Here is a 14850-nt window from a genome sequence, read left to right as displayed (position 1 = left end):
GTACGGGCCTGTCAGCGGTTGAGGGCCAGTACCGACAGCAGTTCGTAGGCAACGTGAGCCGCGGCGATTCCGGTGATCTCGGCGTGGTCGTATGCGGGCGCGACCTCGACGATGTCGGCACCGACCACGTTGAGGCCGACGAGTCCGCGCAGCGTGTTCAGCAGTTCGCGTGAGGTCATGCCTCCCGCTTCCGGAGTCCCGGTGCCCGGAGCGTGGGCCGGGTCGAGTACGTCGATATCGACCGAGACGTAGACCGGTCCTCCGTCGAGGCGACGACGCATCCGCTCGACGATGCTGGCCACGCCGTCGACCTCGTAGTCGTCGGAGCGAATCACCTGGAAGCCGAGCACACGATCGTCCTCGAGGTCCTGCTCGCTGTAGAGCGGGCCGCGAATACCGATGTGCTGTGAGCGCTCGAGGTCGATCAGGCCTTCCTCGCTGGCTCGCCGGAACGGCGTCCCGTGGGTGTAGGGGGCTCCGAAGTACGTGTCCCAGGTGTCGAGGTGAGCGTCGAAGTGCAGCACCGCTATCGGCCCGTGGTCGCGCGCGAGTGAACGCAGGATCGGCAGTGCGATGGTGTGATCGCCGCCGAGGGTGAGAACCGACGAGCCGTCGGCGCGCAGGTCTGTCACGGCGTCGTGAACCGTGGTCAGGGCCTCGGTGATGTCGAACGGATTGACTCCGATGTCACCGAAGTCCGCCACCTGTTGACGGGCGAAGGGAGACACCTTCAGCGCAGGGTTGTACGGCCGCAACAGTTTCGAGGCCGCCCGGATGTGACCCGGGCCGAAGCGTGCACCGGGGCGGTAACTCACACCGGAATCGAACGGCACACCGAGGATGGTGACGTCGGCACGAGACACCTCGTCGAGACGGGGCAACCGCGCGAAGGTGGTGGGCTCGGCGAAGCGGGGAACCTTGGTGGCGTCGACCGGACCGATCGGGGGGTGCTCGGGATTGCTCGGGTTCATCGAGAATTCCTTCCGAATTTTCTTCGAGTCCGATGCCGGCGAGGTCGACCGGATCGCCCGGCAAGCGTTACTCTGATGCTCGGTCTTGTCAACACGAGTTTCCTGAGAGGCGAGAGCAGTGTCCCTGGCTACGTCGGTTTTCAGCGATGCACCGCGGATCGGCGCGCGCCTCAAGGAGGCTCGGCAGAAGAAGCGATTGACCCTGGACGCGCTCGCCGATACGTGCGGGGTGACCAAGGGGTATCTGTCCAAGCTCGAGCGCGATCAGGTGAACGCGTCGGTGGCGTCGTTGGTGCGGGTCTGTGCTGCGCTCGACGTACCGGTCGGCTCCCTGTTCGACGATGCCCCGGCGGGTGACGTGGTAAGAGCACAGTCGTTGCCGCGCATCGTGTTCGGCGGCGAGGCGATGACCGAGTACCTGTTGACCCCGGTGGGGGAGCGGCGCGTGCAGGTACTGCTCGGTGACATCGCGGAGGGCGGCGGCAGCGGTGCGGAGGCGTACACCCTGCCGTTGGACGTCACCTTCGTGCACGTGTTGTCCGGCCGGGTGCGGGTGATCTTCGAGGCGGACCCGGACGGCAGCTTCGGCGGTGACGACGTCCTTCTCGGTGCAGGCGATGCGTTCACCTTCTCGCCCCGGCGGCCGCACAGTTTTCGCAGCGAGGGTAGCGGCGGAGCGCAGGTTCTTTGGGTGCTGGCCCCGGCATTGCCCGAGGAGTTGCCCGCGGCGACACCGGAGTCCTCCTCGTGAGTGTCACGGCCGCGCTGTTCCAAGGCCCGGAGCTGTCCGGCGATGTCGAGACCAACCTCGCCGCGATCGACGCCGCCGCGGCGACCGCAGCTGCAGCCGGGGCGTCCATACTGGTCACCCCGGAAATGTCGGTCAGTGGTTACGACATCGGAGATCTGGTGCGCGAGCGAGCCGAACCGTTCGACGGTCCGATCTTCGAGTCCATCGCAGCCATCGCGCGATCTCGTTCCGTCGCAATCGTGTACGGATATCCCGAGAGCAGCGGTGATTCGGTGTTCAATTCGGTCCAGGTGGTCGACGCATCCGGGCTCTCGGTTGCGCGTTACCGCAAGACGCATCTGTTCGGAGAGCTCGACAGGACGCACTTCACTCCAGGGCCGGAACTGTTGGTGCAGTTCGATTTCGGAGACCTGCGCTGCGGGTTGCTCACGTGTTACGACGTCGAGTTCCCCGAAACGGTCCGCGCCCACGCCGATTCCGGAACTCAATGGTTGATCGTCCCCACCGGTCTGATGACACCGTTCGAGATCATCGCAACTCACGTCGTTCCCACCCGGGCGTACGAGAGTCAACTGTTCATCTCGTACGTCAATCGATGCGGCACCGAGGCGAGCCTGACGTACTGCGGGCTGACCTGTGCCGTCGCACCGGACGGAACGGATTCGGCCCGGGCCGGCGTGCACGAGCAGCTGCTCACTGTGTACATCGATCCGGCCGAGCTCGCTCGATCACGCGCCGTCAACACCCACCTGGCCGACCGCCGTACCGACCTCTATTCCACAGGACCCTCGCGGGCCGAGCAGGAGACCGACCGATGACCACACCCGTCACCCCGGACAGCGCGATCGAATCCGAGGACGACCAGCCGCTCACGATGTTCGGCCCGGACTTCCCGTTCGCCTACGACGACTATCTCGCGCATCCGGCCGGCCTGGGAAGCATTCCCGACGCGGCCCTCGGTACCCGAGTCGCGGTGATCGGCGGCGGACTCGCCGGCATGGTCGTCGCCCGCGAACTGTTGCGACTCGGGCTCGAACCCGTTGTGTACGAATCGGATCGAATCGGGGGCAGGATGCGCTCGGTGCCGTTCGACGGGTACCCGGGAGTGGTTGCCGAGATGGGCGCGATGCGGTTTCCGCCGTCGTCGACCACGCTGTTCCACTATCTCGACACCGTCGGACTCGACACGACGCCGTTTCCGAACCCGTTGGCCGAGGCCACCCCCAGTACGGTGATCGACCTCAAGGGCGAGAGCCACTACGCGCGCAAGCTCGACGATCTGCCGCCCATCTTCGCCGAGGTGGCAGACGCGTGGAACCGGACACTCGAGGAGCACGCCGAACTGGTTCCGCTGCAGCGCGCCATTCGCCGGCGCGACGTGGCCGAGATCAAGCGAATTTGGAACGAGCTGATCGTGAAGTTCGACGATCAGACCTTCTACGGATTCCTCGCTGCGTCCGAGCACTTCTCGTCGTTTCGGATGCGAGAGCTGTTCGGCCAGGTGGGTTTCGGAACCGGTGGCTGGGATACCGATTATCCCAACTCCATTCTCGAGATCCTCCGCGTCGTCATCACCGCCGCGGACGACCACCACCGCGGAATCGTCGGCGGGTCACAGCAACTGCCGATGCGGTTGTGGACCGATTCACCCGCGACCATGGTGCACTGGCCCGCAGGCACGTCGGTGGCCTCCCTGAACGGGGGCACCACCATGTCGCGTGTCACCGAGATCAGGCGAACCGACGGCGGCACCACGATCCACGACGACCGCGGCAACATTCGCACCTACGCGGCCGCCGTCGTGACTGCGCAGAGCTGGATGCTGCTGAGCAACATCAGATGTGACGACGATCTGTTTCCCATCGACCACTGGACCGCTATCGAACGCACCCATTACATGGGTTCGACCAAAGTGTTCGCACTCGTCGATCGGCCGTTCTGGAAGGACAAGGATCCGGTCACCGGACGGGATCTGGTGAGCATGACGCTGACCGACCGCATGAGTCGCGGCACCTACCTCCTCGATCAAGGCGAGGGCAAGCCGGGACTGATCTGCCTGTCCTACACCTGGTCCGACGATTCGCTCAAGCTCCTGGCCCTCGACCCGACCGAACGCATGAACATCATGCTGCGATCGCTCGAGGAGATCTATCCCGGCGTCGATTTCCGCAGTCACATCATCTCCACCCCGGTCACTCTGTCCTGGGAAACCGAACGCGACTTCATGGGTGCGTTCAAGGCAAATCTGCCGGGGCACTACAGGTATCAGGAACGTTTGTTCACCCACTTCGTGCAGGACGAGCTCGAACCGCGGCACCGGGGGATCTTTCTCGCCGGCGACGACATCTCGTGGACCGCGGGATGGGCGGAGGGAGCGATTCACACGGCCCTCAACGCGGTGTGGGGCGTCGTGCATCACCTGGGGGGCTCGTGCGCCGAGGGCAATCCCGGGCCGGGCGACGTGTTCGACGCCATCGCGCCACTTCGGTTGGGCGACTAGCTTTTCGGCGGCAGTGACCGCGGGGCGCGCTCGTCGATGACGAACAGAGCCAACGCGATCGTCAACATCAGGGCAACGACCCAGATAGCTCGTAACCCGAACAGCTCGACCGCACCGGCACCCAGCATCGCCCCGCCGAGAAATCCGGAGATCACCGCGGCGAACCGTCGTGCCCGCGTGCCGGCCTCGCGATCGTGGTCGACGACCCGATGAAACGCCGCCATCGCCATGCTGCGGAGATTGCCGGTGGTCATCGTGGTGTTGAACGGTGAATCCACCAGCACGCGGAAGGTGGTCACCTGCACCCCCGCCACGTGCGCCAAGATCACCGCGACCACGGCGTCGGGCACTGTGGCCGGAAGAAAACCGACGATCAGCACCACGAAAATCTCGAACACCAGCACCGCGCGGACCGGCCGTCGCACGATCCTTGCCACCGCCGGTAACGCGATGAACTCCGCGGTTGCAACGCCCAGCACGAACGCCGTCAACGGGGGTAGAAACGCCAACGCTTCGACCCACCGACCCCCGGCGACATCGACACCGAGAAGCACCACGTTTCCGGTCTGCGCACCGGCGAACACGCCACCGCGAGTGACGTAGGTATAGGCGTCGAGAAATCCCCCGACCGCGGCCAGCAGTACCCCGAGCCGAACCGACTTCGCGGTGGCAACGGCGATATGTGGTTCAGGACGCGGAGCGGTCACCGAGAAATCCTGACACACAGGGCTCCACTCACGCTGCGAGTAGAGAGAGCAGCAATTCCGCCCGCACTCTCGCCGACGTCAGGTCCACCGCCAACAGCTCCTCACAGCGTGTGATGCGGTTGCGGAGAGTGTGGCGGTGAACGGACAGTTGCACGGCGGCAGTTTCCCAATGTCCGTTGGCCTCGAGAAATGCCCGCAGTGACGCCACCAGGTCGGCGCTGTGGATGCGGTCGTACTCTGCCAGCACGGCGATGGTCACCGCGGCCATAGCGCGCAGCGACTCCTGGACCGGTTCGGAGGCCAGCAACATCGAGCCGGAGAATTCGACGACGCGATCGTGGGATCCGGCGGCTGCGCAGGCGAGCGAGGCCTCTCGAAGCGCCGTAGGGGACCGGTTGATGTGCAGCGGAGAGCTCAGGCCGGCGCATGCCGATCGGGGCAACGATTCCAGCAGCCGGGCAACGACAGTGGCGTCATCGGAGCCTCGGAGCAGGAGCGCGCAACCGGTGTCGGTCGTCCGGGCGTACGTGGGACGGCCACGGAGCCGACACTCGGCATCGATCGCGTCGACGATGCGCTCGGATGGCCCGCGGACCACCGCAACCCTGATGTGTGAGTCCTCGTCGGCCGCCTCGGTCAGATAGGAGGGCATCTGCGCATTGTCGTGATCGGTCAGATGCCCGTCGAGCAGTAACCCGAGCGCCAGGGTGTTGAGCCGGGATTGTTCGACGCGCAAGCGCGCCGGCTTCTCGAGTTCGAGCGTCACCAGCGAGACGGCATGCCCGAGCAGGATTTGCTCGACCCCGGTCACCGGCCCGGTGGTGCGAATGGCCAGGAACGTCGGTGCGCTACCGGTGATCGGGACGGAATGCAGGCTGACCGTGCGCCCGGGTTCACTGACCGAGACGGTGGCAGGCGACGACGACGGGCGGATGCTGGCGGCGATGCCGCGGGCCTGCTCGACGAGATCGGATGCGTCGGTCGGATGAAACGATTCGGTGCGCCGGCCGATGAGTGCCACAGCTGTCGACGTGGCGACGGCGAGCTCGCGGACGATCGCGTCGACGCCGCCGTGCAGCGCTGCCCGGGTGATGCGGTTCTGCACTGCCGCAGCGCGCACGACCTGCTCGTACTCCTGCTCCGAGATGCGTTTCATGATGGCCCGGATGACAGCAGCGAACGGAATGTCGTAGGGCACTTCGACGACCGGAAGGCCCACGTCGTCGGCGGCGTCGAGCAGATGCTGAGGAATGACGCTGTGCGACAACCCGATTCCGAATCCGAGGCAGGCGACACCCGCGGTCGCCAGGGTGCGAACGTAGGTGTCGAGCGCGGGACCGTCGGAGTCGAAGCCCAGCCCGGTCGTCAGAATCAACTCGCCGCCCGACAGCCACGGGCTGGGATCGGTCAGCTCGGTCGCCTGTGCGAAGGTGATGGACGCAGAACCGCGTGCGGGTCCACCGCGATGACTCAGTCGAAGGTGTCGCTGACCCAGCAGCCAGGACATGTGCACACTCACCTGTCGCACTGTAGACCCTCGGGTGGACGAAACGGTGTGCAATCGACTCGTGGGATAGACGAAAAGGCAGCAGCTGCTCGAATCCGGCGGTCGCATACTTGCGGAACAAACCCAGATGAAAGGTGCGACCATGGCCTCGATCGAGTACCGGCTTCTGCAGGAGCGCAAGATTGTCACCGCGTTTCCCGGCCCCAAGTCGTCGGCATTGGCGGAGCGCCGCAAGGCCGTCGTCGGTGCAGGTGTGGCATCGACCCTGCCGGTCTACGTGGCCGACGCGGACGGCGGTGTGGTCGTCGACGTGGACGGTAACTCGCTGATCGATCTCGGTGCCGGAATCGCCGTGACCACCGTCGGTGCCTCGAACTCGGCAGTCGTTGCCGCCGTGCAGGATCAGGTCGCGCATTTCACCCACACCTGCTTCATGATCGCGCCGTACGAGGGCTACATCGCGGTCTCCGAGAAGTTGGCCGAGTTGACTCCCGGTGATCACGACAAGCGCAGCGTCCTGTTCAACAGCGGTGCCGAGGCCGTGGAGAACGCGGTCAAGATCGCCCGCCACGCCACCGGCCGCACGGCCGTCGTCGTGTTCGACCACGCTTACCACGGACGTACCAATCTGACGATGGCGCTGACGGCGAAATCGATGCCGTACAAGAGCGGCTTCGGTCCCTTTGCTCCCGAGGTCTACCGCGCCCCGATGTCCTACCCGTTCCGGGAAGGCCTGAACGCCGACGGGTCTGCGGTCACCGGTGCCCAGGCCGCCGCGCGCGCGATCTCCGTCATCGAAAAGCAGGTAGGCGCAAACAATCTCGCCGCCATCCTGATCGAGCCGATTCAGGGTGAGGGCGGATTCGTCGTCCCGGCCGAGGGTTTCCTGCCCGCTCTGGCGAACTGGGCGCGGGAGAACGATGTCGTGTTCATCGCCGACGAGGTGCAGTCCGGCTTCACTCGCACCGGCGCATGGTTCGCCAGCGAGCACGAGGGCGTCGTGCCGGATCTGATCACGATGGCGAAGGGCATCGCGGGCGGGATGCCTCTGGCCGCGGTCACCGGCCGCGCCGACCTGATCGACGCCGTGCATCCCGGTGGACTCGGCGGCACGTACGGCGGCAATCCCGTTGCCTGCGCCGCCGCCCTGGCATCGATCGAGCAGATGGAGACACTCGAGCTCAACGTCCGCGCCCGCGACATCGAGCGCATCGTGCTGGCGCGGCTGCACGCACTGATTCCCGAGGTCGCCATCATCGGTGACATTCGCGGACGCGGGGCAATGCTGGCAGTCGAGCTGGTGGTGCCGGGTGGACGCGAGCCCAACCCGGAAGCGACCAAAGCCGTTGCTGCTGCTGCACTCGAGGCCGGGGTGATCATCCTGACCTGCGGTACCTACGGCAACGTCATTCGCCTGCTGCCGCCCCTGGTGATCTCCGACGAGCTGCTGGACGACGCGCTCACCGTCCTCGAAGTCGCGCTGCGCTCAGTGGCACAGGGGAACTGATATGTCGGTCCACGATCTGATCTCCTCGCTGCCCACCGACCTGTGGCTCGGGGGCAAGCAGTCCGCGTCCGCGTCGGGCGGCCGATTCTCCGTGCTGAACCCGGCGACCGGTGAGGAACTGACCACCGTCGCCGACGCCACCGCGGCCGACGGGATCGCCGCTCTCGATCTGGCGGCCGCGGCTCAGCCGTCGTGGGCGGCGACGCCGGCGCGGGAGCGAGCAGAGATTCTGCGGCGCGCGTTCGATCTGTTGCACGACCGCGCCGCCGACTTCGCTCTGCTGATGACCTTGGAAATGGGAAAGTCGTTGGCGGAGAGCCGCGGCGAAGTGAACTACGGCGGTGAGTTCCTGCGCTGGTTCAGCGAGGAAGCCGTGCGGATCGGTGGCCGCTTCACTGCTGCGCCGGCGGGGAACGGCCGAATACTGGTGACCAAGGTGCCGGTCGGGCCCGTGCTGGCCATCACCCCGTGGAACTTCCCGTTGGCCATGGGAACGCGCAAGATCGGGCCCGCTCTGGCGTCCGGGTGCACCGTGATCGTCAAACCGGCCGAGGACACTCCGTTGACGATGCTGCTGCTCGGGCAGGTGTTCGCCGACGCGGGGTTGCCCAGCGGGGTGCTCTCGATACTCCCGGCCTCCGACGCCGCGGCGGTCACCGGACCGCTGATGGAGGATCCCAGGCTGAGGAAAGTCACCTTCACCGGCTCGACCGGGGTGGGGAAGTTGTTGGTACGCAACGCAGCCGACCGTTTGCTCCGAACCTCGATGGAGCTCGGCGGCAACGCTCCGTTCATCGTGTTCGAAGACGCCGACATCGATGCGGCCGTCGACGGGGCGATGCTGGCCAAGATGCGCAACGGTGGTGAGGCGTGCACGGCAGCCAATCGCCTCTACGTCGCGAACTCGGTGCGTGAGGAATTCACCGCGAAGCTGACCGCACGGATCGAGGCGCTGACGGTCGGTGCGGGTGATGCAGACGGCACCGACATCGGACCGCTCATCAACGACAAGCAGCGCCGGACGGTGACCGCACTGGTCGACGACGCCGTGTCGAAGGGTGCTCGCGTGCGAACGGGTGGCACGACACCGAGCGGGCCCGGATTCTTCTACACACCGACGGTTCTCGACCGCATCCCGGCAGATGCGAAGTTGTTGCAGGACGAGATCTTCGGGCCGGTCGCCGCAATCATCGGGTTCGACACCGAAGACGAAGCGGTGGCCGCAGCGAACGACACCCGGTACGGGTTGGTGGCGTACTTCTACACCGAGAACCTCGACCGTGCCCTGCGAGTGTCGGAGGCACTGGACACCGGCATGGTCGGGGTCAATCGTGGCGCCATCTCCGACGCGGCCGCCCCGTTCGGAGGCGTCAAGGAATCCGGCTTCGGCCGCGAGGGCGGCTCGGAGGGCATCGAGGAGTACCTCGAGACCAAGTACATCGCGCTCCAGTAGCCCGTGCACTCGACGCTCCACTCCGTGGCCGTCGGCCCGGACATCCTCGGTCGACGGGCGGGGAGTGGAGCGACACATGCCGGTGCGGACTCAGCCCAGGGCAGCCGCGATCCGGTCCTCGGCCAGACGATCGGCCGCGGCCCCCAGCAGGATGCCCTCGGCGCGCGCGATGGCGAAGATGCCGGTGACGGTGTCTCGGATCTTCCCGATCGTTGCCATCACCTGGTCCGAATCCTTGCCGCGCAGTTCGCCTTCCACCTGGATCAGGCCGCCTGCGTTGGCGACGTAGTCCGGTACCCAGACCGTCCCACGCGCGGCGAGCATGGCTTCGACGTCGGGTGTGAGGAGTTGGTTGTTCGCTGCGCCGCACACGATGGCCGCCGACAACCGGCCCACCGACGAGGCGTCGAGGGTGGCACCCATGGCGCACGGTGCGTAGACGTCGATATCGTCACCGATTATGTCGGATCCGATGGTGACCCCGGGAAAGTCCAGGGCGATGCGATCGAGTGCAGGGGCGTAGGAGTCGCTGACGATCACGTCGGCACCGGCATCTCGGAGCAGAGCGACGAGGTTGTAGCCGACCTTGCCTGCGCCTTCGACGCCGACGCGCTTGCCGGTCAGATCGTCTGAGCCCCAAACCGATTCGGCTGCCGCACGGAGCGAGAGGAAGACTCCGAGTGCGGTCTGCGGGCCGCTGTCGCCGGTACCGCCCGCGGTGGTGTTCTTGCCGACGACGTGCGCCGTCTCTTCCGCGATGATGTCGAGGTCGTTGCTGTTGGTGCCCACATCGCCCGCGGTGACGTAGGTTCCGCCCAGCGACTCGACGAATCGACCGTATGCATTCAGCAACGTGGGGGTCTTGACGACGTTGGGATCACCGATGATGACGGCCTTTCCACCGCCGAGATTCACTCCCGCGACGGCGGCCTTGTAGGTCATCCCACGGGAGAGCCGCAGTACGTCGGTCAACGCATCCTGCTCGGATGCGTAGGGGTAGAAGCGAGTTCCGCCGAGGGCAGGCCCGAGAACGGTGGAGTGCACCGCGATGATGGCGCGCAGCCCGGTATCGCGATCCTGGCAGAACACGACGCGTTCGTGGACGGAGTCGCTCGGCAGGTCGGGACGGTCGAAGACGCCCGGCGTCGAGGAGTGGGAGTGGGGCGGGGTGCCGGCTACGGCGGCGGGGTGGTCGGCAACAACGGACACAGGCGGTCTCTTTCGGTGATGAGGCGGCGGTTCCGGAAAGGGTGGTATCCGGGAACATGTCCGTCGAAGAGTGTCCTGAAGGTGCACACCGGTCAACCGCTCTCGCCGAGATCATGCATGTTGCATCGTGGCGTCGGAATCGGTCCGGCACAGCTGGGCTGATTGCTCAGCGTCGACCTCCTTCGGCAAGCTGCTCGAGCAAGGGCTTGGTGCGGTATTGAATCAGTTCCGACATCGCGATGGACATGTTGGTGCGCTCGACTCCCGGTATCTCGAGAATGAGACCGGCTATGCGATACAGGTCGTCGGCATCGACGGCGGCGATGCGGATGTGCATGTCTGCAGCTCCGGACAGCCCGAACACCTCGAGTACCTCCGGGATGGTGCGGAGGTTCTCCGTGACCGCCGCCAGCGTGTGCTGGTTGACCGTCGCGGTGACGAATGCCTGCAGCGGTCGACCCAGCGACTTCGGCGGGATGCGGTGGTCGATCGGAGTGAGTGAGCCCTTGTCGTCCCATCGGCCGAGGCGCGCCTGCACGGTGTTTCGGGACAACCCCAGTGTCGTGGCGAGTTCTACCCCGGTGGCGCGGGGCCTCGCGCACAGGGCGAGGAGAAGCTTGGCGTCGGTCTTGTCCAAATCGGTCATTGCGCACTTTCTGTAGCTCGGTTGTTACTCAATATTGTGCAGGCTGCTCGGTTTCGAACTCATGACTTGTGCAGTCTGGATGTCGGTGGTGTCCTTGTGAAGGACATCACATCAGGACGGAGAGTGCCAGGACCATGAACACCAACTCGCTGATTCAGCTGATCAAGGAATCGGGAACAGTGGTGCGCAACGAGACCTACTCGCCTCTCGTCGCCGATATCGACACCGCCGCGATGATGGACATGTACCGAGATCTCGTCGTGGTCCGCCGCATCGACTCGGAGGCCACCGCGTTGCAGCGGCAGGGCGAATTGGGTCTGTGGGCACCGCTACTCGGTCAGGAAGCGGCGCAGGTCGGATCCGCACGAGCGCTCGACACCGAGGACTTCGTGTTCGCCAGCTACCGCGAGCACGGCGTCGCCTACTGCCGCGGCGTGGATCCCACTCGGATGCTGCGGTTCTGGCGCGGATCGACGCTGTCCGGCTGGGACCCGTACGAGTACCGGATGACGACACCGGCGATCATCGTCGGATCGCAGGGTCTGCACGCGACCGGATACGCCATCGGTATGCAGCTCGAAGGTGCCGAGGGCGCGGCCATCACCTACTTCGGTGACGGCGCGACGAGTCAGGGCGACATCTCCGAGGCGCTCGGTTTCGCCGCCAGTTTCCATGCGCCGGTGGTGTTCTTCTGCCAGAACAATCAGTGGGCGATCTCCGAGCCGGTGACGGTACAGACCAAGACCACGATCGCCGCTCGCGGCGAGGGCTTCGGTATTCCGTCGGTGCGCGTGGACGGCAACGACGTCCTCGCGGTCCTGGCGGTGACCCGAGCAGCGCTGGCGCGCGCACGCGAGGGCAGTGGCCCGACGCTCATCGAGGCCGTCACCTACCGGATGGGCCCGCACACCACGTCCGACGATCCGACGCGATACCGCTCGGGTGCTACCGACGACGAATGGCGTGCGAAGGATCCGATCGATCGAATCGAGAAGCTGCTCAGGCGAATCGGCGTGTTCGACGACGCGTTCGCCGCCTCGGTGAAGCAGACGGCCGACGACGTTGCCGCCGAGCTGCGTCGCGGGTGCCTGGAAACAGTCGAACCGGAAGCGATGTCGGTGTTCGACAACGTGTACGCCGATCCACACCCCCTCCTGGACGACGAGCGGGCCCAGTTCGCCTCGTACCAAGCCGGATTCGAAGGAGCTGTGTCATGACCACCATGGAGAGAATCGCGCCGCAGCGACCCACCAGTCTTCCGCTGGGCAAGGCCATCAACGCAGGTCTGCGACGAGCGATGGAGAACGACCCGAAGGTGCTCCTCATGGGCGAGGACATCGGCAAACTTGGTGGAGTCTTCCGCATCACCGACGGCCTGCAGAAGGATTTCGGACCCGGTCGCGTTCTCGATATGCCGCTGGCCGAATCGGGCATCATCGGCACCGCAGTCGGCCTCGCGATGCGGGGATTCCGGCCGGTATGCGAAATCCAGTTCGACGGCTTCATCTATCCGGCCTTCGATCAGATCGTCTCGCAGGTCGCCAAACTGCACTACCGCACCAGTGGCAACGTGAAGATCCCGATGACGATTCGCGTGCCCTACGGCGGCGGCATCGGTGCCGTCGAGCATCACTCGGAGTCCCCCGAGGGCTACTTCGCGCAAACCGCGGGCCTTCGTGTCGTCACCTGCAGCAATGCCGCAGACGGCTATTCGATGATCCAGCAGGCCATTGCGAGCGACGACCCCGTGTTGTTCTTCGAGCCCAAGCGTCGGTACTGGGAGAAGGGTCCGATCGACCTCGACTCCGCAGATCTCGATGCCTCGTTCCCACTGCACCGGGCTCGGGTGGTCACCGAGGGCACCGACGTCACCCTCATCGCCTACGGCCCGCTCGTCGCCACTGCCCGCAAAGCCGCCGAAGTCGCTGCCCTCGAAGGAATCTCGATCGAGGTCATCGACCTGCGCTCTCTCTCGCCGATCGACTTCGAGACCATCGAGGCCTCGGTACGCAAGACCGGACGGCTGGTCGTCACGCACGAGGCCCCCGTATTCATGGGTATCGGCTCCGAGATTGCCGCTCGAATCTCCGAACGCTGCTTCTACAACCTCGAAGCGCCGGTGCTGCGGGTGGGCGGCTTCGGTACTCCGTACCCGGCATCGAAGCTCGAGAAGTTCTATCTTCCCGACGTCGACCGGATCCTCGACGCGGTCGACCGCTGCCGCGCCCACTGATCTCGCTCACTGCCACCGACAGACACCGAACAGGATTCGACGATGCCCACCATCCAGAGTTTTCCGCTGCCCGACCTCGGGGAGGGTCTCACCGAGGCCGATCTGCTGACCTGGCTCGTCGCCGTCGGTGACACGATCGAGTTGAACCAGAACATCGCCGAGGTCGAAACCGCCAAGGCTGCCGTCGAGCTACCGTCACCGTTCGCGGGGGTGGTTGTTGCGCTGCATGTCTCGGAGGGCGACACCGTCGAGGTCGGGGTGCCGATCATCGACATCCGAGTCGGCGGCGACAGCGAGGATGCGACGGTGCCGCACGGCGTCGAGACTGCTCCGGACACCGGCGAGGCCGGCCCTGCAGAAGCCGACGACGAACGCGTTCCGGTTCTCGTCGGTTACGGCGTGGCGAAAGAGGGCTCCAGTCGACGCGGCGGTCGGGGAACACCGCCGGTCGCGTCGACACCGAACGGGCAGAACGGAAAGCCGCTCGCTGCACCACCGGTTCGAAAGATGGCCAGGGACAACGCTGTCGACTTGGCCGAGGTACCCGCCACCGGAGGCCGCGGCGACGTCACCCGTCAGGACATCGAGTCGTACTTGCAGGTGGGCGACACAGCCGCCGAGCCGGCTCCCTCGCGGGTGGGCCGCGAGGAGCGCACGCCGATCAAGGGAGTCCGCAAACATACGGCCGATGCGATGGTGCGCAGTGCATTCACCGCGCCACACGTCACCGAATTCGTGACCGTGGACGTCACCGACACCATGACCTTGCTGGAGTCACTCCGATCCTCGTCCCACTTCGCCGACGTGCGGTTGACTCCGCTGGCCTTGGTGGCCAAGGCGGTTCTCGTTGCTCTGAAGTCGAATCCGACTCTCAACTCGTCCTGGGACGAGGATGCACAGGAGATCGTCACCAAGCACTACGTCAACCTCGGCATCGCCGCTGCAACCCCGCGCGGTCTGATGGTGCCGAACATCAAGGATGCGCACGAACTGTCGTTGGTGGACCTCGCGCGTGCACTGGGTGAGCTGACGCGTACGGCGAAGGAGGGGAAGAGCAGTCCGGCCGACCTCGCCGACGGCACGATCACGATCACCAACGTCGGCGTGTTCGGAGTGGACGCCGGAACACCCATTCTCAATCCCGGTGAAGCAGCCATCCTGTGCTTCGGTTCGATCCGTCGTATGCCCTGGGAGCACGAAGGGGCCATAGCGCTGCGGTCGGTGACGACGCTGTCGCTGTCGTTCGATCACCGACTCGTCGACGGCCAGCAGGGATCCCAATTCCTTGCGCTCGTCGGCCGGCTGCTGAGCACTCCGATGGATATGATCGCCCTGAGCTGATTCCGCAGCTCGGCTCGACGAAGAC

Annotated in this window: 13 protein-coding genes; 8 read left to right on the top strand and 5 right to left on the bottom strand. The window is 65.6% G+C overall.

The genetic code is table 11. The features are described from left to right. Positions 1 to 11 precede the first annotated feature (11 nt). A complete protein-coding gene (gene speB / locus ACFI9K_RS03070; protein WP_032405057.1) occupies positions 12 to 971 on the bottom strand; it encodes an agmatinase in 960 nt (319 codons plus the stop codon). 118 nt (positions 972 to 1089) lie between these two features. On the opposite strand from speB, the gene ACFI9K_RS03065 reads away from it, so the two are divergent. From ACFI9K_RS03065 to ACFI9K_RS03055, 3 genes are read left to right on the top strand one after another with little or no spacing between them, the layout of a single operon-like run. Then, the gene (locus ACFI9K_RS03065; RefSeq protein ID WP_462662184.1) at positions 1090 to 1722 is read left to right on the top strand and encodes a helix-turn-helix domain-containing protein; all 633 of its coding nucleotides are present in this window, start codon (positions 1090 to 1092) and stop codon (positions 1720 to 1722) included. Further along, on the top strand, positions 1719 to 2540 hold the full coding sequence (locus tag ACFI9K_RS03060) for a carbon-nitrogen hydrolase family protein (RefSeq protein ID WP_462662183.1): 822 nt from the start codon (positions 1719 to 1721) through the stop codon (positions 2538 to 2540). Before ACFI9K_RS03065 ends, ACFI9K_RS03060 begins: the two co-directional genes overlap by 4 nt. Further along, positions 2537 to 4222 carry a flavin monoamine oxidase family protein gene (locus tag ACFI9K_RS03055; RefSeq protein WP_462662182.1) on the top strand — a complete coding sequence of 562 codons (1686 nt, stop codon included), beginning with the start codon at positions 2537 to 2539 and terminating at the stop codon, positions 4220 to 4222. Before ACFI9K_RS03060 ends, ACFI9K_RS03055 begins: the two co-directional genes overlap by 4 nt. On the opposite strand, the gene ACFI9K_RS03050 is transcribed toward ACFI9K_RS03055, so the two are convergent. Together ACFI9K_RS03050 and ACFI9K_RS03045 are read right to left on the bottom strand one after the other, a co-directional pair. Then, positions 4219 to 4929 (bottom strand): YoaK family protein, encoded by a 711-nt coding sequence (locus ACFI9K_RS03050; RefSeq protein WP_462662181.1) that lies wholly within the window; start codon positions 4927 to 4929, stop codon positions 4219 to 4221. The genes ACFI9K_RS03055 and ACFI9K_RS03050 overlap by 4 nt on opposite strands. 28 nt (positions 4930 to 4957) lie before the next feature. Beyond that, entirely contained in the window at positions 4958 to 6448 is a 1491-nt protein-coding gene (locus tag ACFI9K_RS03045; protein WP_462662180.1) for a PucR family transcriptional regulator, read from the bottom strand. Positions 6449 to 6578: 130 nt separating this feature from the next. On the opposite strand from ACFI9K_RS03045, the gene gabT reads away from it, so the two are divergent. Continuing rightward, positions 6579 to 7943 (top strand): 4-aminobutyrate--2-oxoglutarate transaminase, encoded by a 1365-nt coding sequence (gene gabT / locus ACFI9K_RS03040; protein WP_462662179.1) that lies wholly within the window; start codon positions 6579 to 6581, stop codon positions 7941 to 7943. Position 7944: 1 nt separating this feature from the next. Continuing rightward, on the top strand, positions 7945 to 9396 hold the full coding sequence (locus tag ACFI9K_RS03035; protein WP_462662178.1) for an NAD-dependent succinate-semialdehyde dehydrogenase: 1452 nt from the start codon (positions 7945 to 7947) through the stop codon (positions 9394 to 9396). A gap of 90 nt (positions 9397 to 9486) precedes the next feature. Here the strand turns inward: ACFI9K_RS03035 and ACFI9K_RS03030 are convergent, their stop codons facing one another. Together ACFI9K_RS03030 and ACFI9K_RS03025 are read right to left on the bottom strand one after the other, a co-directional pair. Next, positions 9487 to 10515 (bottom strand): Glu/Leu/Phe/Val family dehydrogenase, encoded by a 1029-nt coding sequence (locus ACFI9K_RS03030; RefSeq protein WP_462662449.1) that lies wholly within the window; start codon positions 10513 to 10515, stop codon positions 9487 to 9489. A gap of 256 nt (positions 10516 to 10771) precedes the next feature. After that, complete coding sequence (locus ACFI9K_RS03025; protein ID WP_462662177.1) at positions 10772 to 11251, bottom strand: Lrp/AsnC family transcriptional regulator; 480 nt, start codon at positions 11249 to 11251, stop codon at positions 10772 to 10774. Positions 11252 to 11385: 134 nt separating this feature from the next. On the opposite strand from ACFI9K_RS03025, the gene pdhA reads away from it, so the two are divergent. From pdhA to ACFI9K_RS03010, 3 genes are read left to right on the top strand one after another with little or no spacing between them, the layout of a single operon-like run. Beyond that, positions 11386 to 12468, top strand: coding sequence for a pyruvate dehydrogenase (acetyl-transferring) E1 component subunit alpha (pdhA, locus tag ACFI9K_RS03020; protein ID WP_222092777.1), 1083 nt, complete (start codon positions 11386 to 11388; stop codon positions 12466 to 12468). Next, positions 12465 to 13484 (top strand): alpha-ketoacid dehydrogenase subunit beta, encoded by a 1020-nt coding sequence (locus ACFI9K_RS03015; RefSeq protein WP_462662176.1) that lies wholly within the window; start codon positions 12465 to 12467, stop codon positions 13482 to 13484. The genes pdhA and ACFI9K_RS03015 overlap by 4 nt, the downstream gene beginning before the upstream one ends. Positions 13485 to 13526: 42 nt before the next feature. Next, entirely contained in the window at positions 13527 to 14825 is a 1299-nt protein-coding gene (locus tag ACFI9K_RS03010) for a dihydrolipoamide acetyltransferase family protein (protein WP_462662175.1), read from the top strand. Positions 14826 to 14850 lie beyond the last annotated feature (25 nt).

The sequence above is a fragment of the Rhodococcus sp. PSi06 genome, assembly GCF_054960675.1.
The sequence above is the reverse complement of the archived record's forward strand: the minus strand, read 5'-3'. Positions and strand labels throughout refer to the sequence as shown.